The 25,134-nt window shown below is 75.5% G+C and carries 21 protein-coding genes; 10 read left to right on the plus strand and 11 right to left on the minus strand.

What is annotated here, in order from left to right; genetic code table 11:
- Positions 1-39: 39 nt before the first annotated feature.
- Complete coding sequence (locus ACFYUZ_RS17060; protein ID WP_389309818.1) at positions 40-795, minus strand: amino acid ABC transporter ATP-binding protein; 756 nt, start codon at positions 793-795, stop codon at positions 40-42.
- Positions 796-1,023: 228 nt separating this feature from the next.
- Here ACFYUZ_RS17060 and ACFYUZ_RS17065 point away from each other — a divergent pair, with 228 nt between their 5' ends.
- Positions 1,024-1,482 (plus strand): Crp/Fnr family transcriptional regulator, encoded by a 459-nt coding sequence (locus ACFYUZ_RS17065; protein ID WP_030690750.1) that lies wholly within the window; start codon positions 1,024-1,026, stop codon positions 1,480-1,482.
- A gap of 68 nt (positions 1,483-1,550) precedes the next feature.
- Here the strand turns inward: ACFYUZ_RS17065 and ACFYUZ_RS17070 are convergent, their stop codons facing one another.
- Positions 1,551-4,388 (minus strand): LuxR C-terminal-related transcriptional regulator, encoded by a 2,838-nt coding sequence (locus tag ACFYUZ_RS17070; protein WP_389309821.1) that lies wholly within the window; start codon positions 4,386-4,388, stop codon positions 1,551-1,553.
- 178 nt (positions 4,389-4,566) lie between these two features.
- Here ACFYUZ_RS17070 and ACFYUZ_RS17075 point away from each other — a divergent pair, with 178 nt between their 5' ends.
- The 6 genes from ACFYUZ_RS17075 to ACFYUZ_RS17100 all read left to right on the plus strand — a co-directional run bounded on the left by ACFYUZ_RS17075 (position 4,567) and on the right by ACFYUZ_RS17100 (position 14,695).
- Entirely contained in the window at positions 4,567-6,198 is a 1,632-nt protein-coding gene (locus ACFYUZ_RS17075; RefSeq protein ID WP_389309824.1) for a cytochrome P450, read from the plus strand.
- 49 nt (positions 6,199-6,247) lie between these two features.
- Complete coding sequence (gene lanKC / locus ACFYUZ_RS17080) at positions 6,248-8,854, plus strand: class III lanthionine synthetase LanKC (RefSeq protein ID WP_389309827.1); 2,607 nt, start codon at positions 6,248-6,250, stop codon at positions 8,852-8,854.
- Between the two features lie 216 nt (positions 8,855-9,070).
- Positions 9,071-10,849, plus strand: a complete 1,779-nt coding sequence (locus ACFYUZ_RS17085; protein ID WP_389309829.1) for an ABC transporter ATP-binding protein — start codon at positions 9,071-9,073, stop codon at positions 10,847-10,849.
- A 114-nt stretch (positions 10,850-10,963) separates the two neighbouring features.
- A complete protein-coding gene (locus ACFYUZ_RS17090) occupies positions 10,964-12,175 on the plus strand; it encodes a cytochrome P450 (RefSeq protein WP_389309831.1) in 1,212 nt (403 codons plus the stop codon).
- A 9-nt stretch (positions 12,176-12,184) separates the two neighbouring features.
- The gene (locus ACFYUZ_RS17095) at positions 12,185-13,210 is read left to right on the plus strand and encodes a radical SAM protein (RefSeq protein ID WP_389309834.1); all 1,026 of its coding nucleotides are present in this window, start codon (positions 12,185-12,187) and stop codon (positions 13,208-13,210) included.
- 123 nt (positions 13,211-13,333) lie between these two features.
- Positions 13,334-14,695 carry a carboxyl transferase domain-containing protein gene (locus tag ACFYUZ_RS17100; RefSeq protein WP_389309837.1) on the plus strand — a complete coding sequence of 454 codons (1,362 nt, stop codon included), beginning with the start codon at positions 13,334-13,336 and terminating at the stop codon, positions 14,693-14,695.
- 36 nt (positions 14,696-14,731) lie between these two features.
- Here ACFYUZ_RS17100 and ACFYUZ_RS17105 read toward each other — a convergent pair whose 3' ends face one another.
- The 4 genes from ACFYUZ_RS17105 to ACFYUZ_RS17120 form a co-directional block, all read right to left on the minus strand.
- A complete protein-coding gene (locus ACFYUZ_RS17105; RefSeq protein ID WP_389309840.1) occupies positions 14,732-15,055 on the minus strand; it encodes a plasmid stabilization protein in 324 nt (107 codons plus the stop codon).
- A 65-nt stretch (positions 15,056-15,120) separates the two neighbouring features.
- A complete protein-coding gene (locus tag ACFYUZ_RS17110; protein ID WP_389309842.1) occupies positions 15,121-15,582 on the minus strand; it encodes an ATP-binding protein in 462 nt (153 codons plus the stop codon).
- A complete protein-coding gene (locus ACFYUZ_RS17115) occupies positions 15,575-15,997 on the minus strand; it encodes an STAS domain-containing protein (protein WP_389309845.1) in 423 nt (140 codons plus the stop codon). The genes ACFYUZ_RS17110 and ACFYUZ_RS17115 overlap by 8 nt, the downstream gene beginning before the upstream one ends.
- A gap of 98 nt (positions 15,998-16,095) precedes the next feature.
- Entirely contained in the window at positions 16,096-17,304 is a 1,209-nt protein-coding gene (locus ACFYUZ_RS17120) for a serine hydrolase domain-containing protein (protein WP_389309848.1), read from the minus strand.
- Positions 17,305-17,500: 196 nt separating this feature from the next.
- On the opposite strand from ACFYUZ_RS17120, the gene ACFYUZ_RS17125 reads away from it, so the two are divergent.
- Both ACFYUZ_RS17125 and ACFYUZ_RS17130 read left to right on the plus strand, forming a co-directional pair.
- Positions 17,501-17,890, plus strand: a complete 390-nt coding sequence (locus tag ACFYUZ_RS17125; protein ID WP_389309850.1) for a hypothetical protein — start codon at positions 17,501-17,503, stop codon at positions 17,888-17,890.
- Between the two features lie 149 nt (positions 17,891-18,039).
- Entirely contained in the window at positions 18,040-19,455 is a 1,416-nt protein-coding gene (locus tag ACFYUZ_RS17130) for an MFS transporter (protein ID WP_389309853.1), read from the plus strand.
- Between the two features lie 64 nt (positions 19,456-19,519).
- On the opposite strand, the gene ACFYUZ_RS17135 is transcribed toward ACFYUZ_RS17130, so the two are convergent.
- From ACFYUZ_RS17135 to ACFYUZ_RS17150, 4 genes are all read right to left on the minus strand, one after another.
- Positions 19,520-20,011, minus strand: coding sequence for an SAM-dependent methyltransferase (locus ACFYUZ_RS17135; RefSeq protein WP_389309856.1), 492 nt, complete (start codon positions 20,009-20,011; stop codon positions 19,520-19,522).
- Positions 20,012-20,092: 81 nt separating this feature from the next.
- Positions 20,093-20,452 (minus strand): hypothetical protein, encoded by a 360-nt coding sequence (locus tag ACFYUZ_RS17140; RefSeq protein WP_389309859.1) that lies wholly within the window; start codon positions 20,450-20,452, stop codon positions 20,093-20,095.
- Between the two features lie 76 nt (positions 20,453-20,528).
- Positions 20,529-21,224, minus strand: a complete 696-nt coding sequence (locus ACFYUZ_RS17145; RefSeq protein ID WP_389309861.1) for a 4'-phosphopantetheinyl transferase — start codon at positions 21,222-21,224, stop codon at positions 20,529-20,531.
- Positions 21,221-21,520 carry a hypothetical protein gene (locus ACFYUZ_RS17150; protein ID WP_389309864.1) on the minus strand — a complete coding sequence of 100 codons (300 nt, stop codon included), beginning with the start codon at positions 21,518-21,520 and terminating at the stop codon, positions 21,221-21,223. The genes ACFYUZ_RS17145 and ACFYUZ_RS17150 overlap by 4 nt, the downstream gene beginning before the upstream one ends.
- Before the next feature lie 261 nt (positions 21,521-21,781).
- Between ACFYUZ_RS17150 and ACFYUZ_RS17155 the strand changes: the two genes are divergently transcribed.
- Positions 21,782-23,458: an FAD-dependent monooxygenase gene (locus tag ACFYUZ_RS17155; protein WP_389309867.1), complete on the plus strand. Its 1,677-nt coding sequence runs from the start codon at positions 21,782-21,784 to the stop codon at positions 23,456-23,458.
- On the opposite strand, the gene ACFYUZ_RS17160 is transcribed toward ACFYUZ_RS17155, so the two are convergent.
- Positions 23,435-25,081, minus strand: coding sequence for a glycosyl hydrolase family 8 (locus ACFYUZ_RS17160; RefSeq protein WP_389309869.1), 1,647 nt, complete (start codon positions 25,079-25,081; stop codon positions 23,435-23,437). The two genes, ACFYUZ_RS17155 and ACFYUZ_RS17160, sit on opposite strands and share 24 nt — an antisense overlap.
- Between the last annotated feature and the right edge of the window lie 53 nt (positions 25,082-25,134).

The raw sequence follows: 25,134 nt of genomic DNA on the forward strand, positions 1-25,134 counted from the left end.
GTGCAGAGGATCGTGGAGGGACACGGGCTCCCGGGCGGGTCAGTGGTGCAGGATCTTGGAGAGGAAGTCCTTGGCGCGGTCGCTGCGCGGGTTGCTGAAGAACTCGTCCGGGGTCGTCTCCTCGACGATCCGGCCGTCGGCCATGAAGACCACGCGGTTGGCGGCGGAGCGGGCGAAGCCCATCTCGTGGGTGACGACCACCATCGTCATGCCGTCCTGCGCCAGTTGCCGCATGACCTCCAGGACCTCGTTGATCATTTCCGGGTCGAGCGCGGAGGTCGGCTCGTCGAAGAGCATCACCTTCGGATCCATGGCGAGGGCGCGGGCGATCGCCACGCGCTGCTGCTGGCCCCCGGAGAGCTGCGCCGGGTACTTGTCGGCCTGCGAGGCGACGCCGACCCGGTCGAGGAGGGAGCGGGCCCTCTCCTCGGCCTTCCTCCGGTCCTTCTTGCGGACCTTGATCTGACCGAGGGTCACGTTGTCGAGCACGGTCTTGTGGGCGAAGAGGTTGAAGGACTGGAAGACCATGCCCACGTCGGCCCGCAGGGCCGCCAGCGCGCGTCCTTCGGCGGGCAGCGGCCGCCCGTCGACGACGATCTCGCCCGCGTCGATGGTCTCCAGGCGGTTGATCGCCCGGCACAGCGTCGACTTCCCCGAGCCGGACGGCCCGATGACGACGACGACCTCGCCGCGGTGGATCGTGAGGTCGATGGACTGGAGGACGTGCAGGGGGCCGAAGTGCTTGTCGACCCCGCGCAGTACGACGAGCGCGTCGCCGCCGTCCGGGACGGGCATGGCACCCTCCTGGGTCACGCCCCCGCTTGCCGCTCCCTCCCCACGTTCATGCTCCGCCCTCCACCCGCCCGGCGCACTCCGGACGGCGGGCGTACGGAGGGTGAGCGGACCGACACGCCGCGGGGCGCCCGCCCGGGCGCGGCCCCGCCGGGCGCCCCGGAGCCTGCGAGGGGCGACGGCCGGGCCCACACTGGGGGTGGGGAGCCGAGTGTGCGAGGAGGGACCGCCATGAGCAGAGCCGCGCCCAAGGTCAGCACGTTGCCCCAGGAGCACCGGGAGCGCCTGATGGCCTTCGCCGAGGACGTGTACTTCGAGTCCGGTCACCGTCTGTTCGAGGAGCAGCAGCACGCCGACCGGTTCTGGATCGTGAAGACGGGCGCGGTGACCCTCGACGCGAAGGTGCCGGGCCGGGGGTCGCCCGTGATCGAGACGCTGCGCCACGGCGAGCTGGTCGGGCTCTCCTGGCTGTTCCCGCCGTACCTGTGCCAGTCGGGGGCCGAGGCGATGACGCCGGTCCGGGCGTACGAGTTCGACGCCCCGGCCGTCCGGTCGATGTGCCACTCGGACACGGAGTTCGGCGCCTCGGTCATCTACTGGGTGGGGGCGATCCTCGCCCACCGCCTCCATGTGACCCGGGTCCGTCTCCTCGACCTGTACGCCCCGCACGGGAGCGGCGTCCTGGCCTGACCGGCGGAGCGCCGTGCCGTCCGCCCGGCGCCGGGCGGACGGCGCGGCGCCGGGCGGGTCCCGGACGGTCAGGCGAGGAGGACGTCCGCCAGGTCCGCCCGGCCGCCGACGCCGAGCTTGCGGTAGATCCTGCCGAGGTGGTTCTCCACGGTCCGCACGGACAGGACGTACGTCTCGGCGATCTCCCGGCTCGTGCGGCCGCGCGCGGCCATCAGCGCGATGTCCCGCTCCCGGGCGCTGAGCGGCACCGCCGTCGCGGCGCCGGCGAGCGCCGGGGTGGCGGCCTCCTGGCACCGGCCGCGCAGCGCGAGGGCCCGGGCGGCGGCCCTCGCGGCGCTCGCCGCGCGGTCCCGGCGCCGCCACGCCCCGGCCGCCTCCCCGAACGCCTCGGCCGCGTACAGGTGCAGGCCGAGCGCGCCCATCCGCTCGGCGACGGCCTCCAGGGCCGCCGGATCGGGGCCGTCCGGCGGGGCCACCGCCGCCGCGTGGGCGGCCCGGACCTCCGCCAGCGAGCCCTGGACGAGCGCGGTGGCCGCCGCCAGTTCCGCCGCGACGGCACAGGCCTCCGCCCGGGGGCCCCGCGACCCCCAGCGCAGGACGTCGTGGAGCAGCGCCGTGGCGACGGTCGCCTCGCCACGGGCGAGCGCCGCACGGGCGGCGCCGAGCATCAGCTCCCGCGCGGGACCGTCCGCTCCCCGCAACATCCGGACCCAGCCGTGGGCGCGGAGCGTGTCGGTCTGACAGAGCGGGCTGTACGGCGGGGGGACCGGCGTCGGCGCGTCCGCGTCGGGCGCGTGGGAGGGCCCCGGCGCGGCCGCTCCGGGCGGTCGGGCGGGGTCCGGTGCCGCCGCCTCGGGCGCGTGGGGCGAGGCCGGCCCCCGGACCGGCGTCAGCGCCTCCGCCTCCGGGGCGACGAGGCCCGTCTGGGCCGCGGCGAGGACCAGGCCCGCGAGGGCGCGCTGTTCGGCGAAGGGCTGTCCGCAGAGGCGGGCGAGGGCGCGGGCCTCGCGGAAGTGGGCCAGGGCGTCGGCGACGAGGCCGCGTTCGAGGGCGACGCGGCCACGGACCCAGGCGAACCAGACGGTGAGCGCCGGGACCGCGTCCCGCATCGCCTCCTGTCCTTCGAGGGCGGTGCGTTCCGCCTCGTCGAGGCGGCCCGACTCCAGGAGGGCGGCCGCCACGAGGTACAGGCTGCGGGCCGGGTAGTAGGCGGTCCACCGGTCGGCGAGCCCGCTCTGGACGGCGTAGGCGTGCCGGCCGGTCCGTACGGCCTCGTCGACGCGCCCGGCGGCGAGCCGCACCCGCAGGTGCGCCTGCAGCAGCAGCACGTCCGCCTGGGTCCACGCACCGCCGCCGTCGCCGCCGGGCTTCGGGTCGGCGCCCTCGGCCAGGGCCAGGACGGCGGCCGCCTCGTCGTTGCGGCCGACGGCGCTCAGCAGGCCGGCCCGGCAGGCGGTGAGCACGGGCCGGGTCCCGATCCGGGCGGCGGCCCGGTCCAGCACCCCGAACGCGGCGAGGGCGTCGCCGAGGCCGTACAGGTGGTGCTGGGAGAGCGCCGCGGCGGCGGACTCGACCTCGCCCGGGGTGCGGGCCTCGTCGAAGGCCCGTTCCAGGACCGGGATGCTCTCGGTGAACTCGCCGCGCTGGCCGAGGCCCTCGCCGAGCAGCAGCCCGGCCACGACGTGGGGGCCCTGCGTCAGGGCGGCCCGGGCGAGGCGGCACATGGTGTCGACGTCGCCGTCGTCCAGGGCGTGTCCGGCCGCGCGGACGAGCAGTTCGGGGTCGGCCGTGCCGGTGGCGTCGAGCTCCCAGCGGGCGAGGGAGAGCGCGTCGCCGTGCCGCCGCGCCCCGTACTCCCGCACGCGTCCGGCCTGTTCGAGCAGGAGGGCGCGGGCGAGGAGGCGGGGCGTGCCCCGGCGGAGGAGCAGGGCGTGCCAGGGGTGGGCCAGCTGGACCCGGCTGCGCCGGTCGTCCTCGGTGACGACGACGAGGTGCTCCTCCTCCAGCGCGGCGAGGGCCTCGGGCGTCACCCGCGCCAGGGCGTCGGCGAGTCCGAGCGGGCCGCACAGGGCGAGCAGCCGCAGCAGGGTCCGCCGGTCCTCCGGGAGCCCGCGGAAGCGCCCTTCGGCGGGTGCGTCGAGCAGGGTGTCGTCCAGCGGTCCGGTGAGGCACCACACGTCGTCCACGGGCCGCAGGGTGCCCTCCCGGACGGCGGCGCGCAGGATCTCCCGGGTCCACAGGGCGTTGCCCCGCCCCGCCTCCCACAGGGCCCTCACGGCGGGGGCGGTGACGGGCGCGCCGAGCGCGCCGGCGAGGAGGCGTGCGGTGGTGGCCCGGTCGAAGGGGCCGACGCGGAGGTGTTCCACGGCGTCCTGGTGCCAGAGCGCGCGCAGCGCCTCGGGCCAGTCCGCGCCCTGGGGCAGGGTGGCGACCAGGAAGAAGCCGGGCGCCGGGGCGGTGGCCGCGTCGGTGGCGAGCGCGGAGAGCAGGGCGAGGGAGGAATCGTCCAGGTGGTGGATGTCGTCCACCAGGAGCAGGGTGCGGGGCCGTCCCGCCGGGGCGGCGAGCAGGTTCCGCAACTCCTGGAAGTGCCGTCCGAGTTCGCCCGTGAGCGCGGGGCCGGTGAGGTGGGGGGCGAAGGCCGCGAGGGGCACGTGCGAGGCCGCCTCGCTCACCGGGAGCCGCACGGTCCGGTGGTGCGCGGCGGCCTCGTCGGCGAACTCGACGGCGAGCCTGCTCTTCCCGACGCCGCCCTCTCCCGTGATGACGACGCCCCGGCAGCCCGATCTGCCCAGTCCGCCGCGCAGGCGCTCCAGTTCGACGCGGCGCCCGGTGAAGGGCAGGGGCCGCCCGGTGAGGGGCAGGGGCCGCCCGGTGGGGGGCAGGGGTCTTCCGTCACCCGTCACCGGCGTCCCCACCCCCTTCTCCGCCCTTGTGTCGCTTGTCCGTTGAGTAGGTGTCCGCCGGGGTTTGAGTAGGTGTCCACTCTGTCGCCGTTCCCCCCGGCGGCGGAGGCTATGCGACAGGCGGGCACCACGGCCGAAAGCCCGCCGGTCGTCCGAAGTGCTTCGGGGGGAGTGCGACATGAGCGCCGTGCAGGCGTCGGGGGGATCCGGGGAGCTCGTGCTCCTCGGCGAAGGGTGTACGGGGACGGGTGCGACCGGTCTGGAACCGCTCGCGGTACGGGGCGGTCTGCGGGTCCGGACGCTCGCCCCGCCCACGGGGGGCGGGGAGGACGGCTGGACCGCGCGGCTCGCCGGTTTCCTGGGGGCGCAGGACAGCCCGGACCGGATGGTCCTCGTGGCGGAGGGCCGGGCCTGCGGCGCGGTGTTCGAGCTGGCGGACCGGCATCCGGAGCGGGTCGTCGCCGTGGTGGCGATCGCCCCGGAGCCTCCGGCGTCGGACGCCCCGGCTCCCGGCCTCGCCTGCCCGGTCCTGGTGCTGCCGGACCCGGACGACGGGTCCGGGCCGGCCGTCGAGCGGTTCCTCGCGGCTCTGCGGACGGGGCCGGCCGAGGAGGAGTGCCCCGTACGGAACCGGGCGCTCTCCCCTGCGGACCTGCACGAGCCCTCGGTCATGCGCCGCTTCGCGGCGGCCGGGCCGGTCCACCGGCTCGCCTCACCCGGCTCCGTACCGACCTGGGTCGTCACGGGACACGAGGCGGCGCGGGCGGTCCTGGCGGATCCGGGACTCCGGGGGGACACCGCGACGACGGCCGGATACCGGCCGCAGCCGGCCGGCCTGGCCGCCGTCCACCCCGGGGACGCCGACACGATCACGGTCGACGCCGGGGAGCACGGCCGGCTGCGCGGGCTCGTCGAGCGGCACCTCACCGACGAGTGGGTCGACTCGCTCCTGCCCCGGCTGCGCCGGGTCGCCGACGGGCTCCTGGACGCGCTGCCCCGGGACCGGGAGGTCGACCTGGTGGCCGCGTTCGCGGTCCCGCTGCCCGTGGCCGCGCTCTGCGTGCTCCTGGGCGTGCCGGAACCGGACCGGCCGTACCTCGCCGACTGGCTCGTCCGGCGGGTCCCGACGCCGCCGCCCGCCGCGCACGAGGACGTCGACGCCTACCTGGGCGGTCTCGTCGCGGAGCGGCGCGAGCGGCCCTCCGACGACCTCCTCGGCCGGATGTGCGAGGCCGAGGGCGACACCGTCCGCGACGAGGACGTGGTTGCGGCTGCCCGTCTTCTGCTCGTGTCCGGGGCCCGGCCGACGACGACGCTCCTCGGGAACGGCGTCGCCGCGCTCCTCGCCCACCGCGAGCAGTGGCGGCTGCTCACCGGGGACCCGGACGCGGTCGCCGGGCCGGCCACCGAGGAACTGCTGCGTCACGTCACGCCGTATCCGGTGGGGTTCGCGCGGCGCGCCGTCGCACCGGTCGACGCGGCCGGCGTCCGTGTCCCGGCGGGGCACCGCGTCCTGGCCTCCCTGACGGCCGCGAACCACGACCCGGCCGTGGTGCCCCCGGCGGGAGCGGCCCGGGGTCCCGACCTGGGGCGCGCCCCGTGCCCCCACGCCTCCTTCGGCCACGGGCGGCACGCCTGCCTCGGCGCCGGTTTCGCCCGGGCGGTGGTCCGCACGGCGCTCGGGACCCTGGCCCGCCGCTTCCCCGGCCTGGACCTGGCCCCCGGCACACGGGAGCTGCACTACCGCAGGAGCCGGGTGCGGTACCTGCTGGCGCTGCCGGTCCTCCTCGGGCCCGAGCACCGCGCGTAGCGCCACACGTCCGGCACTTCCCTCACCTTCTCGCACGGGAGACGTCCGCATGGAAGCCACCACGATTCCGGAGCTGATGGCCTACTGTCAGGCCGATCCGGCCTTCTTCGAACCGCCGTGGCACATGCGGGACGAGGACAGTCTGTTCGAGGCCGGGAGACGGCCCTGCCCGCCCGGCTGGCGCCGCCGCGCCAACGGTCTGTGGACGGTCTTCGAGCCCGAGGACGGGCGGCTGCCCGAGCAGGGCTGGAAGATCCACGTGTCCGCCGCGGCCGCCGACGCGGACGCCGTGTGCGACCTCGTCTCCGCGTTCTGTCTCGCCCGGGGCGTCACCTTCAAGTTCCTCCGCAGCGGGGCCGCGCTGCGCCTCCTGAACAGCAAGTACGCCGACCGGGGCGGCAGCGGCAAGCTCCTCACCCTCTACCCGGCGGACGACGCCGTCCTCGGCGAGCTGCTGCCGGAGCTCGCGGCGCTCCTGAAGGGCTTCACCGGCCCGTACATCCTCAGCGACGTCCGGTACGAGGACTCCCCCGTGTACGTCCGGTACGGCGCCTTCGTGCCGCTCACGTACACGGCGCCCGGCGGCGAGCTCGTGTACGCCGTGCGGGCGCCGGACGGCTCGCTGGTGCCGGACCGGCGCGACCCGGTCTTCACGGTCCCGGAGTGGGTGACGGTCCCGGAGGTGCTGCGGGAGTCGGTCGAGCGGCGCACGGAGGGCGGCGGGGAGTTCCCGTACCTGATCGAGAAGCCGCTGCACTTCTCCAACGGCGGCGGGGTCTACCTGGCCCGGCCCCGGGACGCGGGCGGGTACGTCGTCCTCGTGGAGGCCCGGCCGCACGCGGGCCTCGACCGCGACGGCGCCGACGCCGTCGCCCGGCTGACCCGGCAGCGGGAGGTCCTGGAGCGGCTCGACGGCCTCGACTGCGTGCCCCGGGTCCTCGACCACCTGGTCGTCTGGGAACACCACTTCCTCGTCGAGGAGTACGTCGAGGGCGAGACGCTCCTGGAGGAGGTCTTCGCCCGCTATCCGCTCGGGAGCCCCGAGCCCTCGGCCGAGTGGCTCGCCGAGTACACCGAGTGGGCGACCGGCGTCCTGGCGAAGGTGGACCGGGCGCTGATGTCCGTCCACGCGCGCGGGGTGCGCTTCGCCGACCTGCATCCGGCGAACGTCATCCTGCGGCCCGACGGGCGGGTGGCCCTGATCGACTTCGAGATCGCCGGCGACCTGGACGACCCGAAGCCGCCGGCGCTCGGCGCGCCCGGTTTCACCGCGCCCGAGGGGATGTCCGGACGGGAGGCCGACGCGTACGCCCTGAACTGTCTGCGGCAGTGGATGTTCCTCCCGATCAACCCGCTCCAGGAGCGCGACCCCGTCAAGTACGCCACCCTCACCGACGTCATCACCGCGCACTTCCCGGTGCCCGAGGGCTTCGGTGCCCGGCTCGTCCGCAAACTCGGCGAGGGCCGCGAGCCCTTCGGCGAGGACACCGCGGCCCGGCTGTTCGCCGGGGCGCCGGAGGCCTGGCCCGCCGTGCGGGACGCCCTGGTCGCCGGCATCCGTGCGAGCGCGACCCCGGGGCGCACGGACCGGCTCTTCCCCGGCGACCCCCAGCAGTTCGGCACGGGCGGCCTCTCCGTCGCCTCCGGAGCCGCCGGGGTGCTCTGGGCGCTGCGCCGGGCGGGCGCCGAGGTGCCGGAGGAGCACGTGGAGTGGCTGACGGCGGCCGTGCGGCGGGCGAGGGAACCGCGCCCCGGCCTGATGGACGGCCTGCACGGCGTGGCGGCGACGCTCGACGCGCTCGGGCGCCGTGACGAGGCCCTGGACGTGCTCGACCGGGCCCGCGCGCTCCACTCCGGTCTGCGGGCGCCCGGACTGCACTCGGGCCTGGCGGGCGCCGGCCTGGGGCTGCTCGGCTTCGCCTCGCTCACCGGCGACGGCGGGCTCCGCGCGGAGGCCCTCGGCATCGGCGAGACGCTCGCCGCGGAGCTGGGGCGCGAGGACTCCGCGATGTTCCCCCCGCGGGGACGGGTGGGGCTCGAACACGGGCTCGCGGGAGTGGCGTACTTCTTCCTGCGGCTCCACGAGGTCACCGGCGACCCCCGCCACCTCGACCTGGCGCGGACGGCGCTGCGCCGGGAGACGGACCGGGGGCAGTTCCTCCCGGACGGGGGCTTCCGGCTCCTGTACGGCAACCGGCACCTGGTCTACCTGGGGCCCGGCAGCGGCGGTCTCGCGCTGGTCCTCGCCCGGTACCTCGCGCGCGTGCCGGACCCGACGGGCCCGGAGGCGGCGGAGTTCGCGCGGGTCGTCGCCGGGGTGCGGCACGCCTGCCGGGCGCCGTTCGTCCGCCATCCCGCGCTGTTCATGGGGCGGGCCGGCATCATCGCCACCCTCGGTCTTCTCGACGTGCCCGAGGACCGGCCGCACGTGCGCGAGCACGTCCGCCGGCTGTCCTGGCACGCCGTCTCCCACGAAGGCCTCCCGGCCTTCCCCGGCAACCAGCTCCTGCGGCTGTCCATGGACCTGGACAGCGGTTCCGCGGGTGTGCTCGTCGCCCTCGGCGTCGCGTTCGAACGGAACGCGTCGATCGTCCCCTTCCTCGATCTGCGGGCGCCCGCGGCCGGGGAGCCGTCCACGGAACACGGAGGGAGGTGAGAGAGATGGCCTGCGTTCTCCAGCTGCAGTCGCTCGGCGAGGCCGAGTCCGCGCACCCGTGCAACAGCATCGTGACCTCCTACAAGGGCACCTGCTGACGGGTCCGGTGCCGGGGCCGCCCCCACGGCGGCCCCGGCACCGACACCCCCCACGGCGGCCCCGGCGCCGACAGGCCCACGCCGGGCACCGGCGTCCCGACCCGCTTCGAGGAATCCCGTGAAGACACCGCCCCACCGCCCCGACGTCCCGCCCGAGCGGCCCACGGCCTCCGTCCGGCACGTCCTGCTCGACCACATCCGCCCCTCCTGGCCGGCACTCGCCCTCGGCGGTCTGCTGGGTCTGGTGACCACCGCCGCCGGACTGACGATCCCGCTCGTGGCCGAGCGGCTCATCGACGGTCTGACCCACGACCGGCCCCTCGACGGCGTGCTGTTCGCCATGGGGGTCCTCGTCGCCGTCACCGCGCTCGCGGGCCCGGTCGCGCAGTACGTGCTGCGCCGGGCCGCCGAGACGGTCGTCCTCACCGCGCGGCGGCGCCTCTCCTCGCACCTCCTGCGGCTGCGCGTCGGCGAGTTCGACCGGACCGAGCCCGGCGACCTGATCGCCCGGGTCACCTCCGACACGGCGCTCCTCCGGCAGGTCACCACCGACGCGCTCGTCGGCACCGCCACCGGGGCGCTCACCCTCGTCGTGACCACGGCGCTGATGTGCCTGCTCGACCCGGTGCTCACCGGCGTGACGCTCGGCGTGCTGCTCCTCGCGGGCTGGGTGGTGCGCACGGTCATGGTGCGCGTCAACGAGGCCGGGACCGCCGCCCAGGAGTCGGTGGGCCTGGTCGGGGCGGCCCTGGAGCGGGCGCTCGGCGCGCTGCGCACGGTGAAGGCCTCCGGGGCGGAGGACCGGGCCGAGGCCGCCGTCCACGAGGCGGCCGAGAGCTCCTGGCGGGCCGGGGTGCGGGCGGCGAAGTGGCTCGCCCTCGCCGGCAACACCGCCGAACTCGCGGTGCAGGCCGCCTTCTTCACCGTCCTCGCGATCGGCGGCAGCCGGGTCGCGTCCGGTGCCCTGGAGGTCGGCCGGCTCATCGCCTTCCTGATGTACGTCTTCTACCTGGTGCCCGCCGTGCAGCAACTCGTCGGCGGCGTCAGCCAGTACCACCTGGGAGCGGCCGCGGTGAACCGCATCCGCGAGACGGAGGCGCTCGGCGCCGAACCGAGGGGCCGGGGCCCCGGCCCGGACCCCGCGGTCTCCCCCGTGCCGGCCTCACTGGAGTTCCGGGACGTGCACTTCCGGTACGGTCCCGGACTGCCGCCCGTGCACCGGGGGGTGAGCTTCTCCGTGCCGCCCCGGGGCACGACGGCGTTCGTGGGCCCGTCCGGGGCGGGCAAGACCACCCTCTTCTCGCTCCTGGAGCGCTTCTACGAGGCCTCGGCCGGCAGCATCCTCCTGGACGGGCGCCGCCTGGACAGCTGGGACCTGCGGGAACTGCGCTCCCTCATCGGTTACGTGGAGCAGGACGCGCCCGTCGTCTCCGGCTCCCTGCGGGAGAACCTGCTGCTCGGGCGGCCCGGCGCGACCGGTCCCGAGCTGGACCGGGTCCTGCGCACGGCCCGCCTCGACGAGCTGGTGGCGCGCCTGCCGGAGGGGCTGGACACGCTGGTGGGGCACCGCGGCACCCGCCTCTCCGGCGGCCAGCGGCAGCGGGTGGCGATCGCCCGCGCACTGCTCCGCCGCCCCCGGCTGCTGCTCCTGGACGAGGCGACGTCGCAGCTGGACGCGGTGAACGAGGCCGCGCTGCGGGACACCGTCGCCGACGTCTCGCGGACGACGACCGTCCTGATCGTGGCGCACCGGCTGTCCACGGTCGCGATGGCGGACCGGATCGTCGTGCTCGACGGGGGTGTCGTGCGGGCCGTCGGCACGCACGCCGAACTCCTCGCCGGCGATCCCCTCTACGCCGAGCTGGCGTCGACCCAGTTCCTCGAACCCACCGTCTGAACCCGCCGCCTGAACCCACCGGCTGAACCCGCCGCCTGAACCCGCCGCCCGTCCCGCCGTCCGCACCCCGTGCCCGAACCCCGCCCGATCCACGGTCCGATGGAGGTCCGCCCGATGGAATGCCCGTACGCCGGACCCGGCCGGCCGCCCGTGATCGGCGCGGAGACGCTCAGGGACCACGCGGCCCTGACGCGGCTGCGCGAGAGCGGCACGGTGGAGGTCAGCCTCGGCGGCCGCGAGGACGGCCTGATGGTCACCCGCTACGAGGTCGCCGCCGCCGTCCTGGTCGAGCCGGCCCTGCGCGGCGAGCACCCGCTGGCCGTGTCGATGCGCACCGGCGCGGACGAGGAGGCCTGCGACGAGGAGCAGTTGTTCTTCCTGCCGACCGAGGAGCACCGCCGGATCCGCCGCACGGTCTCCCGGCAGCTGACCCACCGCCGGGTCGGTGCGCTCGTCCCGCGCGTCCAGCGGGAGGCCGACCTGCTGCTCGCGGCCGTGCCGCCGGGCGAGGCCGTCGACCTGGTGCGGGTGTTCTCCCGCCCGTTCCCGGTCGCGGTGCTCTGCGAACTCCTGGGGATCCCCCGGGAGGAGCGGGGGTACGTCCGCGACTACCTGTACGGCTGGGTCGCGGAGTACGGCGGGGCGAGCACCGTCACGGAGAGCGCGGGCCACGCCCTGTCCCGGTACCTGAAGGGGCTGATCGAGGCGCGGGCCGACTCCCCCGGGGACGACCTGATCAGCGCGATGCTCCGGCAGGGCGGCGAGGACGCCGAGCTGCTGCGGGAGGACGCCCTCGCCGCCGTCCGGTTCCTCCTCGTCGCGGGCCACCGCCCGGTCACCCGGCTGATCACCGACGGCCTGGAGCTGCTGCTGCGGCAGCGGGAGCACTGGGAGCGGCTCGTCGCCGACCCGGGCCGGCTCGACGCCACCGTCGAGGAGCTGCTGCGCCACGTCACCCCGACGACGCTCGCGTCCCGTTACGCGGGGGCGCCGACCGAGGTGGACGGCGCCGCGCTGGCCGGTGGCGACGGGGTGCACTGCGCCCTCGCGGCCGTCAACCGGGACCCGGAGCGCTTCGAGGACCCGGACCGCTTCGACCCCGACCGGACGCCCCTGGCCCACCTCGCCTTCGGCCTCGGGCACAAGCACTGCCTGGGCTCGGCGCTCGCCCGCGCCGAGCTGCGGATCGCCTTCGGGACCCTGCTCGCCCGCTTCCCGCGCCTGGCCCTCGCCGAACCGGCCCCCGGCACCGACGAGGAGCCCGAGCGGCGACGCCTCCGGGTGGTCCTGGCCCCGGACGGCGACCACGAACCCGTACAGCGCTGAGGAGCCGCCGTGGAGATCCCCGACCACCCGCTGGAAGTCCTGTGGGACATCACGTACGCCTGCCCCCTGCGGTGCACGCACTGCTACTCCGAGTCCGGGCGGCGCCCGGCGCGCCGCCTCTCCGGCGAGGACATGCTGCGCGCCGCCGACGCGATCCTGGCCCTCGGGACGCAGGGGGTGTGCCTGGCCGGGGGCGAGCCGCTGCTCGTGCCGGAACTGTTCGCGGTCGCCGAGCGGTTCACGGCCGCCGGGGTGCCGGTGTCGCTGTTCACCAGCGGCTGGACGCTCGACCGGGCGTCCGCCGAGGCCGCCGTCGGCGCCTTCTCGGGGGTGAGCGTGAGCCTCGACGGCGCCACCGCCGGGGTCCACGACCGGATCCGCGGGCGGCGCGGCTCCTTCGACCGCGCGGTGGCCGCCCTGGGGCTCCTGACCGGGGCCGCGGGCTCCCCGGGGCGGGCCTCCGTCGGCGTCGACTACGTGGTCATGCGGAGCAACGCCCACCAGGTCGAGGAGTTCCTCACCGCCGTCGCGCCCCGCTTCCCGGGCCTCGGGCAGGTGTCGTTCGGCGCCGTCGTCCCGGAGGGGCTCGCCAGCCGGCCGGGTTTCGCGGAGCACGAGCTGCTCGACGACGCGTGGGTACGGCTCCTGGGCAGCCCGGAGTACGGGCGGCGGCTCCAGGAGCTCGCGCCGCCGGGCGTCCGGGTGACGAGCACCGACAACCTGGCCCTGCGGATGAGCCCCGACCTGATCGCCGCGGGCGTGTGCCTGCCGGTGCTCCAGATCGAACCGGACGGCGCGGTGCGGGCGATGGCGGCCTACGAGGGCACCGTCGGGAACGTCCTGACGGACGATCCGGCGGAGCTGTGGCGGCGGGCCGTCGCCCGCTGGCACGACCCGTTCGTACGGGAGACACTGGCCCCGGTTCGGACCATGCGGGAGTGGGCGGAGGCCACGCGGGCGATCGACCTCCGCTTCGGCACGGAGGCGGACCGGCGGCGGATCGCCCGCCGCCCGGCGTTCGTCCCGGGCGGCTGACGGGTACCGGGCGGTACGGTGGAGGGGCGACACCACGCGGCACCGCAGGCACCCGAGCACCGCAGGCACCCGAGCACCGCACCATCCCGTCCGTACACTCCGGCGACGAGCGGCGAGGCCCGCATGAGCGACCCGACGACGGCACGCGAGGCGATCGCCCTCGTCACCGACGACTTCAGCGAACTCCCCTTCGCGGAAGGCCCTCTGACCGGTGACGGGCCGATCGGCTGGCCCGGCTACTCCGCCGCGCACGCCCGCGCCGCCGAGCGCACCGGCGAGACCGAGTCGGTGGTCTGCGGCACGGGCGTGGTGGGCGGCGTGACGGCGGTGCTGATCTCCTTCGAGTTCCGCTTCCTCGGCGGGTCCCTCGGGGAGCGGACGGGTGCGCGGGCCGCCGCCGCGCACGCCCTGGCCCGGGCACGGCGACTGCCCGTGGTCGTCCTCCCGGCCACCGGCGGCAGCCGGATGCACGAGGGCATGCGCGCCCTCCTGCAACTCCAGTCGCTGGCCCGCGAGTCGGAGGCCACCCGGGCCGCGGGGCTGCCGCAGATCGCCGTCCTGCGGGATCCGACCACGGGCGGCGGCTGGGCCACGCTCGGCGCCGGTTCCGACGTCGTCCTCGCCCTGCCCGGCGCCCAGGTCGGCTTCGCCGGTTCCCGCGTACGGCCGCCGGACGCGGACCCGGCCGCGTACACCGCCGAGGCGCAGCTCGCCCACGGCCACCTCGACGCGATCGTGCCGCCCGCGGGGCTGCGCGAGACGCTCGGGCGCTGGCTGTCGCTGCTCGTCCGGCCCGCCGAGGGCCCGGTGCCCCCGCCGTACGCCCTGGGCGACCCGGCGGCGCCGCCCTCCGCGAGCGGCCGGGAGGCCGTGGCGCGCGCCCGGCGTCCGGACCGGCCCCGGGCCGCCGCCTACCTCGACGCCCACTTCACCCTGCGCGAGGAGATCTCCGGCGACCGCTGCGGGGGCGTCGACCCGGGCGTGCGGTGCGGCTTCGGGCGGCTCCCCGACGGCCGTACCGTCGCCTACGCGGCCCAGTGCGGCACCGCGACCCGTCCGGCCGGCTTCCGCACGGCGGCCCGCCTGGTGCGCCTGGCCGACCGCCTCGGCATCCCGGTGCTCACCCTGGTGGACACCCCGGGCGCCGCCAACGACCCTGCGGCGGAGCGCGCGGGCGCGGGGACGGCGATCGCAGACCTGTTCGCCGCCGTCGCCTCCGCCCGCACCCCGCTCACCTCGCTGCTCATCGGCGAGGGCGGTTCCGGCGGCGCCCTGGCGCTCGCCGCGCCGGGCAACACCTGGGCCGCGCCGGACGGTTACTTCTCCGTCATCGCGCCCGAGGCCGCCGTCGCCATCCTCAAACGGGCGCCCGAGGAGGCCGCGACCACCGCCGACCAGCTGCGGCTGCGCCCCCAGGACCTGGTGGACCTCGGCGTCGTCCGGGGCGTCGTGGGGCCTCCTCCGGAGCGGCCCCGGGCCCGCTGAGCGGCCCGGGGCCCGACGGCCGCCCCGGGGATCTCCCTACTCGCCCAGGGCCCGCTTCAGTCCGGCCTTGTCCATCGAGGAGCGGCCGTGGATGTTGCGGCGCTGGGCCTCGGCGTAGAGCTGGTCGTAGGTCGGGCCCTCCGAGCCGCTGTGCGAGCGCTTGCCGCCGCGGCGCGAGGAGGACATGTCCTGCGTCGAGCTCTTGCTCGCGGTCTTCGACTCGCCGGCCCGCGCCCGCTCCTTGTTCACCGTGCGCGCGGCGATCTCCTCGGCGCGCTCCTCGCTCTCGCCCCGGTCCAGAGCACTCTCCTTGATGTGCTCGTACTGCCGCTCCCGCTTGGCGTTCGATCCGCGCGGCATGACCCGCTCCTCTCCGTCCGGATGCCACTGCCCCCGCGTCCGGCGCCTGCCCTGCCCCTCCGGGTCTAATCCGGTTCGTCCCGCTTCCTTCCCGGCGGGCGCTCGACCTCCAGCCAGACCACCTTGCCCACGGCTCCCGGCCCCTTGTCCCGGCTGCCCCAGTCACCGGCGAGCAGGTCCAGGACCATCAGGCCGTGCCCTCCGGGCAGCGCGGGGGACCGGGGCACCCGCACCCGCGGATGCTCCGGGCTGGCGTCGTACACCTCGACGCGCAGTCTCCCCTCCCCGTGCCGCAGGACGAGCTCCTCGGGGCCGCCGGCGTGCAGGCAGGCGTTGGTGACGACCTCCGACACGAGGAGCAGGACGTCCTCGACCCGCTCCTCCGCCTCCTCGCTGTCCGGGGGGATCCACCCCCAGTCGGCCAGGGCCCGCGCCGTGAAGTCCCGGCAGCGCGAGACGACGCCCCGCGTCCCGTGCAGCACCAGCCTGCGGATCTGGTTCGGGGGGCCACCGCCGCCGTCAGGCATGGGCGTCTCCCCCGTCCCGCGTGCGGGCGTCCTCGTCGGCCAGCGCCTCGGCCGCGTCCGCGTACACCCGGAAGACCGTCCGGGCCCCGGTGATGTCGAACATCCGGTCCACCGGCGGGTGGAGTCCGGCGAGGTCCAGGAACCCGCCCGTCTCCCGCAGGCGCACACGGGCCCGCAACAGCTCGTTCAGGCCGGTCGAGTCGCAGAAGGTCAGGCCGGAGCAGTCCACGACGACCCGCCGGGCCCGGGCGCATTCGTCCAGCGCCCGGCGCAGCGGGCCGGCCGTGTCGTGGTCGAGCTCTCCGCCCAGTTCGAGGACGACCACCGCGTCGGGCGTGCCGGGCCGGGCCCGGACGGCGAACCGGGCGCCGGGGGGCGGCCGCTCCCCTGTACTGTCGTCGGCGTCGTCGGACACCGGCCCACCTCCTCGTACCGCTCGGCGAGACCACCTCTTCCCCCCAGTTTCCGGCAGACGGCCTCGATCGACACCCCCTGGGGGGTGTCGGACGCTCCCTAGCGGGGCTGGACCACGCGGTCGTAGACGTGGTCCGGGGTGACGATCGAGGTGATCGCGCGGGCGAGCGGGGTGGACGGCTCCTGGCCCTGGCTGGTGATGTCCGTGTTGATCATGATGACGAGCGTGGCGTCCCGCTCGGGCAGGTGGACCGTCACCGTCTCGTACCCCGGAATCGAGCCGTTGTGCCCGATCCAGCCGTTGGCGTCGAAGATGCCGAGGCCGTAGCCGAGGCCGGGGTGGCCGGTCGGCAGCGTCTTGAGCCGCTGCGCCTGCGTCCCGGGGCTGAGCAGCTCGCCGGTGGCGAGGACCTTCGCCCAGCGGCGCAGGTCGTGCAGGTCGGAGATCATCGCCCCGGCCGCCCAGGCCCAGCTGGGGTTCCAGTCGGTGGAGTCCACGACCGCGCCGCTGAGCGTCTGGTCCGTGTAGCCGCGGGGGTGCGGCTCGGGGAACTCCGGGCCGGTGGGGAGGAAGGTGTGGCGCAGGCGGGCGGGGCGGAGCACGCGGTCGCGGAGGAATTCGGTCAGCGGCAGGCCGCTGACCTTCTCCACCACCAGGCCGAGCAGCACCAGGTTGCTGTTCGAGTACTCGAACCGCGCGCCCGGCTTGAAGGTGTTCTTGTGCTTGAAGCCGTACGCGAGCGCCTCCTCCGGGGTGAAGGAGCGCTGCGGGTCGCTGAGCAGGTCGTGGATGAAGTCGGGGTCGGAGGTGTACGGGAAGAGGCCGCTGCGCATCTCGGCGAGGTGGCGCAGGGTGATCCGGCGGCCGTTCGGCACTCCGTGGACGTAGCGGGCGATGGGGTCGTCGAGGCGGATCCGGTGGTCGTCGACGAGCTCCAGGAGGGCGGTGACCGTGAAGGTCTTGGTCTCGCTGCCGATGCGGACGAAGCCGTCGGTGGTCATCGGCTCGCCGGTGACCTTGTCGGCGACGCCGGTCGCGCGGACGTAGCTCCCCCTGCCGGGCATCCACAGGCCGACGGCGACGCCGGGGATCCCGGCCTGCTTGCGGACGTCCTCGATGGCGCGGTCGAGCCGGGCGGTGAGTTCGGGGCCGAGTCCGCCGGGCGGGCAGTCGTCCTCGCCGTGCCCGACGGCCGCGCCGCCGCTCACGGCGTGGACGGCGGCGGCGGGCGTGGCCGTCACGGGGGCCAGCAGGGACGCCACGAGCAGCGTCGCGGCGAACAGCCGGCGGGAGGGGGTGCGTCGCATGTCGGGAGTGCCTCTTCCGGGTCACGAGCTCGGGGTCACGGGCTCAGGAGGGGCATCATCACCACCGGGAGCCGGGGCGGCGGCACTCCGGTCCGGCGCGTGCGCGGCGAGTCCACCCGTACGGGGCCACGGGGTGACCGGTACGGCCTCAGGGCCGGATAATGGCAGCCCCGACCACCGTGGAGACGAAGGACCGATGACGCTGAAAGAGGGCCTGCGGGTGAGGCTGGCGGTGGACCTCCGGCTGGGCCGGGTGGTCCCGGCGGGCGAGGACCCGGCGGAGGAGGGGTCCGGGGCGGGGTTCCTGGCCCTGGCCGCGGGCGTCGAGGGCACCGTCGAGCGCGTCGACGAGGACCGGCCGCAGAGCCAGGAGGTCCGTGAGTACGAGCGGCTCAAGTCGCTCCTCGACGACTTCGGACACCAGATGCCTCCGGGCAGCAGGCGGCAACTGGAGGAGCAGGTCGGCTCGCTGGAGCCGGCGTGGACCGCCCACCGGGAACGGACCCGCCGTCTGACGGTCCGCGTCCGCTTCGACGGCGGCTTCGTGCTCGACGACGCGCCCGGGGACCTCTTCACCGCCGTGTGAGCACGCGCGCCGCCCCTCACGTGCGCTCCCCTCCTCCCTTCCGTGCGCGTTTTGCGATATCCGCAAACTTCTTTGCCACTCGCCTTCCCCCGGACCGAGTCTGGGCGTCGCCCGGTCCCGTCGGACCGGTTCCGTCGAAGGGGGAACACATGCCCACGCCATCCCTGACCGCCGCTCCACCCGCCCCGCTGAGCTCGCGCCGGCGCTGGACGGTGCTGGCGGTCTGCGCGCTCAGCATGTTCCTGGTGGGCGTCGACGCCACCATCGTCAACGTGGGACTGCCCGAGATCGGCCGGGGCCTCGACGTGGGCACCCGCGGTCTCGAATGGGTCGTGGACGCGTACACGGTGGTCATGGCCAGTCTGCTCATCGTCTCCGGCGCCCTCGCCGACCGCTTCGGGCGCCGCCGGGTCTTCCGGTGCGGACTGCTCGTCTTCGGCCTGGCCTCCCTCGTGTGCGCCCTCGCCCCGTCGCTCGGCGTGCTGGTGGCGGCCAGGGGCGTCCAGGGGATCGGCGCTTCGATGCTGAGTCCGGTGGCGCTGGCGATCGTGGTGAACGCGATGCCCGACCCCCGCGAGCGGGCCCGCGCGATCGGCGTCTGGGCCTCGGTCTTCGGACTGAGCATGGCGGCGGGCCCGGTCACCGGCGGGGCGCTCATCGCCGCGTTCGGCTGGCGCTCGGTGTTCTGGATCAACGCGCCGGTGGTGGTCCTCGCCCTCGTCCTGGTCGCCCTGTTCGTGCCGGAGTCCCGCGGAGAGCGCGCCCGCCGTCTCGACCTGCCCGGCCAACTGCTCCTCACCCTGGTGCTCTTCCTCACCGTCGGCCTCCTCATCGAAGGCCCCCGCATCGGCTGGACGTCACCCACGGCCCTCACCGGTTACGCGCTGACCGCGGCGGCCACGGCCGGCTTCGTCCGGGTCGAAATCCGGCGCGAGGAGCCCCTGATGGACCTCGGCCTGTTCCGCCGCCCGCCGTTCGTCACGGCGGTGCTCGGCGCGACGGCGGTCTTCGTGGCCCTCAACATGACCCTGCTGCTCAGCACCCTCTACCTCCAGCAGGCCCGCGGCTGGACACCGCTCGCGGCCGGCGCCGCGACCCTGCCCATGGCGCTCGGCGCCACGCTGTGCGCGCCCTGGTCCGGCGTCCTGGTGGGCCGCGTCGGGCCCCGGCGCCCGCTGCTCCTCGCGGGCGGGTTCACCGCGGCCGGCGGTCTCTGCCTCACGGGCCTGGACGGGGACACGGGCGTGCCGCGGATCCTGCTCGCCTTCCTGCTGATCGGCATCGGCTTCGGCTTCGCCAACGCCCCCCTGACGAACACCGCGGTCGGCGGCCTGCCGCCGTCCCGGGCCGGGGTGGCGGGGGCGATCACCTCCACCTCGCGCCAGGTCGGCGTGGCGGTCGGCATCGCCGTCGCCGGCGGACTGGTCGCGGGCACCGACCCGGCCGGCCTCCCCGCGGCGACCCGCCCGGGCTGGCTCGTCGTGGCGGCGTGCGGCCTCTTCCTCCTGGTGGTGGCGCGCGCCGCGAGACCGAGGACCCAGGCGGGCCCTTCCCGGGCCCGGTAGGGGCGTTCGGCGCCCGCCGCACGGGCGCCGCGTCGCGCGACGGGGCCGTGGGGCACGCTCCGGTTCAGTAGTAGTGGCGCATGATCTCGTCGGCCCAGGCGGGCTGCGTGGTGGGGCCCTGGGGGCCGAATTCCGTCATGTACGGCTTGATGTCGAGGACCGGCGTGCCGTCGACAGCGTCCAGGCCCCGCACGTGGAGGTCCAGTCCGTCCGTGCGGATCAGGCGGCAGCGGGAGACGCCGAGGCGGTTGGGGCGGTTCTTGCCGCGCTGGGCGAAGATCCCGACCAGCGGCCACTCCTCGTTGCCGCGCGGGTGCCGGGCCCCGGTCTCCACGGCCTCGGGGCCCACCCTGTCGAAGTGGTAGACGACCTCCAGGTGGGAGAAGGCGTCCAGGCCGGCCAGCGCCTCGGGGCCGAAGGCCTCCGCGTCGAGGCGGACGACCGACTCGACGTCCCCCCATTCGTCGTCCCGCACCTCGCCCCGCCCGCCGACGACGTGGCCCACGGGGCGGGAGACGATCGTTCCCGGGGTGTGGTCCGTGTGCTCCCGCGTCATGGGCTGCTCTCCCTCTCGCCGGTCGCGGCCGCCTCGGGCGAGGCGACCCCCGGGGGCACGCTACCCCGTGTCGACAGCCCGTCAGATGGCGGGCCCGTACCTGGGATTCGGGTTCTGCGGCGGATGCCACCAGGTCGCGAGACCCCACAGCGCGAGTCCGGCGACGGCCACGCAGACGAGCGCCGCCGTCCACGGCCGGAGCCGTCTGTTGGCCGCCGCCCAGGTCAGCGGAGGGACGACCAGACCGGCGAAGAGGATCAGCGGCAGATCGACGAGGATCACTCCCCAGTCCCGTGCCTGCGCCTCGAAGCCGCCGTCGATGCTGTACGCGGCCCGGGGCAGCGCGAAGGCACCCGCCACCGTGACGCCGACGACGGCGAACAGGCAGCCGACGGCGCTCTCGGTCCGGTCCCACGCTTCCCGTGACGGCGTCTCGCTCATGCCGGGACGGACGCCGGACGGCGCCGCCCGGTTCCCCGCGCCGGGACGCCCGGTCCCCGTGCGGCGCACCGCGGGGCTACCGGGACAGGGCGATCGCGGTGAGCACCACTCCCTCGCGCACGAGCCAGCGTCCGGTGAAGTGGTCCCGCCGGACGCCGCCGGTCACCGGGCCCGGGACGAGGAGCCGGGCGGTGAACGTGCCCGTGTGCGCCGACGGCTGCGGGCCCGGACCGGCCGGGGACGGGGTCCGCTCGAAGTCGATCGACGCCTCGTCGAATCCGAGCTCCCTGCGGGTCAGCGGGTACCAGGTCTTGAAGACGCTCTCCTTGGCGCTGAACAGCAGCCGGTCCCAGGGGACTTCCGGCGTGCGGGCGGTCAGCGTCTCCAGACGGTGCTGCTCCCCGGGCAGCGCAACGCCCTCCAGGACCCCTTCGGGCAGGGGGGCGGCCGGTTCCGCGTCGATGCCGATCGACAGGACGTCCGTGGTCCTGGCCAGGGCCGCGGCCCGGTATCCCGCGCAGTGCGTCATGCTTCCGGCCACGCCGTGCGGCCAGCGCGGCTCTCCGCGCGTGCCCGGCGGGAGCGGCGTCTCGGGGAGGCCGAGGCGGCGCAGAGCGAGCCGCGCGCACAGCCGTACGGTGGCGAACTCGCGCCGCCGCCCGACGACCGCGCGGGCGACGGCGGCGGCTTCCTCGGGGAAGAGCGCGACGGTCTCCGTGTCGTCGCGCCGCCAGGCGGAGGCGACGGCGTCCGGCAGCAGTTCCGCGATCATTCGGCGCGCTCCCCCGCCTCTTCGGTGGCCCTTTCCCACGCGCGCAGGAGCTCGCTCGGCAGGCGGCCGCGGTCCGGTACGTCGAAGCCCTGGCCCCGGCCCCACGCCCGGAGTTCGGCCGAGGACGGTCCGCCGGGGCCCGTGACCGGCGGCGCGGGGGCCGTCGGGGGCGGGGCGGGGCTGAGCTCCGCGCCGTCCTGCCGCCCGTCGGCGAGCCGCTCGCCGACGGGCCGCGCGTCGGGAACCTCCGTCGAGGGGGCCTGCGGTCGGGCGGTGGGGGTGATCGGTGACGGCATGGCCGCGACAGTACCGCTCCCGACCGACACCCCCGCCGGTCGGCCCCGTACCCGGAGGACCGCACACCGCTCGCCGTCGGCCCCGCGCCTCCCACCGCCGGTCTCCCACCGGCGGCCTCACGGGTCGGCCTCACGGCCGGAAGGCCGTACCGCCTGCCGCCCGTCCCTCGGCCGGACGGCCGTATCGCTCGCCGACCCGCCGGCCGCGGGTGACCATGGGACGCGGAGACCTGTCGGGGCCGGCCAGTGCTGGAGGCACACGTGGCGCACCATCGGAGCAGCACCGACGTCCTGGTCGTGGGCGCGGGCCCGGTCGGCCTGAGCGCGGCCGCCGAGCTGCGCCGGCACGGCGTGCACTGCCGGCTCGTCGACCGGCTGCCCGCCCGTCTCCCGTACGCGAAGGCCGTCGGGATCCAGCCGCGCACCCTGGAGCTCTGGGACCGGATGGGCCTGGTCAGGGACGTGCTCGAGGCCGCCGTGCCGCTGCGCGGCCAGCTGACCTACCTGGACGGGCGCGAGCAGGGCCGCATCGAGCTCGCGATGCCGCCCGAGGTGCCCTACGGCTTCGCCGCGCTGCCCCAGTACGAGACGGAACGGCTCCTCGAACAGTACGTCGCCCGCATGGGGACGGTGATCGAGCGCGGCACGGAACTGGTCTCGTTCACCCAGGACCGGGACGGGGTCACGGCGCGGCTGCGCACGACGACGGGCGCCGACGAGGAGCTGCGGGTCCCTTACCTGATCGGCTGCGACGGCGCGCACAGCGTCGTCCGGAAGACGCTGGGCCTGTCCTACGGAGGCGGCGCGTTCCCGGAGGAGTACATGCTCGGCGACGTCGTGGCCGACTGGGACATGCCCGCCGGTTACGGCATCCGCTCCGGTCACCGGGCCGCCGACGGTTCCCCCGGTGACGTGCTGGTGTGCATCCCCCTGCCGGGGGAGGGGCGTTACCGGATGTCGATGAGGCTCCCGCCGAACCTCTCCGGGACGTCCGGCGCGTCCCCGGAGGCCCCGGACGGGGTGGCCCACGGCCCGCAGAACGGCCCGTCCCCCGGGCTCGCCGACCTCCAGGCCGTCGTCGACCGGCTCGCGCCTCGCCCGGCGCGGCTGTCGGAACTGCGGTGGTCCTCCGTCTTCCGCGTCAGCCACCGGATCGTCGACCACTACGGCCGGGGACGGGTCTTCGTGGCCGGGGACGCGGCGCACATCCACCCGCCCACCGGCGCCCAGGGCATGAACACCGGTGTGCAGGACGCCTGCAACCTGGCGTGGAAGCTCGCCCTCGTGGTGCGGCGCGAGGCGGAGCCCGCGCTGCTCGGCACGTACGACGCCGAGCAGCGTCCGGTCGGCGAGGAGGTCGTGGGCCGGACCGTGCGGCACGCCGTACGGGGGATCGAGGCCGACCCGGAGGACCGGGAGACGCTGCTCCTGCGTGAGGCGCAACTGCTCGTCGGCTACCGGGGCGGTCCGCTCTCCGGTGTTCCGTACGGCCCCGAGGAGGCGCCCCAGCCGGGCGACCGGGCCCCGGACTGCGCGGGTCTGACCACGCCGGTCGCCGCCTATCCGCTGCGGCTCCTCGACGTCCTGCGGCGCCGCGCGGGGCACGTGGTGCTGCTGTACGGGTCGGACGGGGCCGAGCTGGCCGGGGCCGCCGCGGCGGCGCGGGCGACGGGCGGCCTCCCGGCCGTCGTGATCCTCGCGGCCGGCGCGGACGACTCCGCCGGCCCCGGTGACCCGTCCGTGCCCGTGTACCGCGACGCCGCCGGGGAGTTCCGTCGCCTCTACCTCCCCGACGGCGCCACCGGTCTCGTCGTCCGTCCCGACGGGCAGCTCGGTGCCCGTTTCCCGCTGGCGGGTACGGCCGCTGCCCTGAGCGGCTATCTCAGGGCCCTGTCCGTGCGGCCGGACGCCCCGCTACGGGACCCAGTGGTTGCCTGAGACCGTGATCATGACCTGGAGCTGGATGCTGGCCGAGAAGTAGCTGCTCGTGTCGACCGGGGTCGCCAGCATCTTGTTCCACAGGGCGTCCAGCCAGGCCTGGCTGCCGGGGTCGGTCGTCGCCGCCACCGCGAACGGGGCGAAGAAGGCGGCCTCGCTGCCCGAGGAGATCTGGGTGCCGTTGAGCTTGTAGCCGACGGCGATCTTGTTCGGGTCGCCGCCGGTCTTCGTCTTGATCCAGCCGTTGAGCTTCCGGGCGGCGGCGAGGGACGTGGCGTCGCCGCTGGTCACCGCGTCGTCGGCGATGCGCCAGGGCGTACGGCAGGCGTTCCACCAGTAGGCGCCGTCGTTCGGGTCCTCCAGGACCTCCCCGGGGGCGGGCTTGGGCGTGGTGTCGGTGTCGACGACGAAGTCGGGCAGGAGGCCGGTCCCGGAGGCGTACGTGGACTGGAGGCGGGAGATCTGCGTCTGGTGGGCGCTGCGCACCGCGTCCCAGGTGGTGTCGCCCGAGGCCGCGCGGAAGGCGCGGAAGTGGTCGACCATCCAGTCCGAGGTGCGGGAGATGTAGTAGTACTGGTCGCCCGAGCTGCTCCAGTCGCCGAGCTTCAGGAGTTTGGTGGTCGGGTTGACCTCGTCCTTCTTGATGGCGGCGATGTGCTTGAGCGCGAGGTCCCTGTAGTTGTACGTGCCGGTGCTGCCCCACTGCTTGTCGGCGAGGAGCAGGCCGTAGGCCACGTCCATATCCCCGTCGGTGGCGCCGTCCCCGCCGTTGACGCTCTTGCAGGCGGTGTCCTGTTCGGCGGCCAGGAGGTTCGGGTTGACCGAGGAGGGGTGGTCGATCTTCCACTTGACGAGGCCGTCGAAGATCTTCTTGGCGTCCGGGTCGGCGCCCGCCATGGTGGCGGTGACGACCATGCCGTAGCCCTGGGCCTCGGCGACGTAGGGGTGGTCGGCGTCGGGCGAGATGATCTGGTACCAGCCGTTGCCGCAGTTCTGCCGGACGAAGGCGGCCTTCCACCGGTTGTAGTAGTCGACGACCTTCTGGTCGAGGGCGGACTGCGTGCCGGAGGGCTTCAGGATGCCGGCGGCGTAGGGCTTGAGGTGGCTGCCGAAGGGGACGGCCGGGCCGCCGCCCCCGCCGGTGCCGGTGGGCGCGCCGTACACCTGGAACTCCCAGAGGGAGTAGCCGTACGGCGTGCCGCGGCCCGTGCCGTACATCCGGACGTACCGGCCGCTGCCGGAGACCGTGAGGTCGTCGGTCGCGCCGTCACCGGCGGTGGTGGAGTAGAGGTCGGTCCAGGTCGACCCGTCGGCGGAGGTCTGGATGCGGTACGCCTTGCCGTACGCGGCCTCCCAGTCGAGCTTCACCCGGGAGATCGTGTGGTTCGCGCCGAGGTCGATCCGTATCCACTGCGGGTCGACCCCCTCGGCGCTCGCCCAGCGGGTGGCCGTGCTGCCGTCCACCGCGAGGCCCGGCCCGAAGGCCGAGGTCTCGACGGACGAGGCCGTCGCCGTCTTCCCCCCGGACACCAGGCCGTCGGCGGCCTGCGCCTGCGGCATGACCGTCAGGGGCAACGCCAGCAGACCCGCGAGCCCGAGAAGCGAGACGCTTCGTCGACGCATGTCAACTCCCTTTCCCTCCATGGGCGATCGTTAGGAAATATTCCTAACCATTG

Source organism: Streptomyces sp. NPDC004266, from assembly GCF_042874095.1.
Classification (GTDB): domain Bacteria; phylum Actinomycetota; class Actinomycetes; order Streptomycetales; family Streptomycetaceae; genus Streptomyces.

Excerpts from the sequence above, each read along its gene's own strand:
- ACFYUZ_RS17140 (WP_389309859.1), bottom strand. The coding sequence starts at position 20,452 with ATGAGCGAGACGCCGTCACGGGAAGCGTGGGACCGGACCGAGAGCGCC.
- ACFYUZ_RS17145 (WP_389309861.1), bottom strand. The coding sequence starts at position 21,224 with ATGATCGCGGAACTGCTGCCGGACGCCGTCGCCTCCGCCTGGCGGCGC.
- ACFYUZ_RS17065 (WP_030690750.1), top strand. The coding sequence starts at position 1,024 with ATGAGCAGAGCCGCGCCCAAGGTCAGCACGTTGCCCCAGGAGCACCGG.
- ACFYUZ_RS17075 (WP_389309824.1), top strand. The coding sequence starts at position 4,567 with ATGAGCGCCGTGCAGGCGTCGGGGGGATCCGGGGAGCTCGTGCTCCTC.
- ACFYUZ_RS17060 (WP_389309818.1), bottom strand. The coding sequence starts at position 795 with ATGCCCGTCCCGGACGGCGGCGACGCGCTCGTCGTACTGCGCGGGGTC.
- ACFYUZ_RS17135 (WP_389309856.1), bottom strand. The coding sequence starts at position 20,011 with ATGACGCGGGAGCACACGGACCACACCCCGGGAACGATCGTCTCCCGC.
- ACFYUZ_RS17110 (WP_389309842.1), bottom strand. The coding sequence starts at position 15,582 with ATGCCTGACGGCGGCGGTGGCCCCCCGAACCAGATCCGCAGGCTGGTG.
- ACFYUZ_RS17090 (WP_389309831.1), top strand. The coding sequence starts at position 10,964 with ATGGAATGCCCGTACGCCGGACCCGGCCGGCCGCCCGTGATCGGCGCG.
- ACFYUZ_RS17130 (WP_389309853.1), top strand. The coding sequence starts at position 18,040 with ATGCCCACGCCATCCCTGACCGCCGCTCCACCCGCCCCGCTGAGCTCG.
- ACFYUZ_RS17160 (WP_389309869.1), bottom strand. The coding sequence starts at position 25,081 with ATGCGTCGACGAAGCGTCTCGCTTCTCGGGCTCGCGGGTCTGCTGGCG.
- ACFYUZ_RS17125 (WP_389309850.1), top strand. The coding sequence starts at position 17,501 with ATGACGCTGAAAGAGGGCCTGCGGGTGAGGCTGGCGGTGGACCTCCGG.
- ACFYUZ_RS17105 (WP_389309840.1), bottom strand. The coding sequence starts at position 15,055 with ATGCCGCGCGGATCGAACGCCAAGCGGGAGCGGCAGTACGAGCACATC.
- ACFYUZ_RS17150 (WP_389309864.1), bottom strand. The coding sequence starts at position 21,520 with ATGCCGTCACCGATCACCCCCACCGCCCGACCGCAGGCCCCCTCGACG.
- ACFYUZ_RS17100 (WP_389309837.1), top strand. The coding sequence starts at position 13,334 with ATGAGCGACCCGACGACGGCACGCGAGGCGATCGCCCTCGTCACCGAC.
- ACFYUZ_RS17120 (WP_389309848.1), bottom strand. The coding sequence starts at position 17,304 with ATGCGACGCACCCCCTCCCGCCGGCTGTTCGCCGCGACGCTGCTCGTG.
- lanKC (WP_389309827.1), top strand. The coding sequence starts at position 6,248 with ATGGAAGCCACCACGATTCCGGAGCTGATGGCCTACTGTCAGGCCGAT.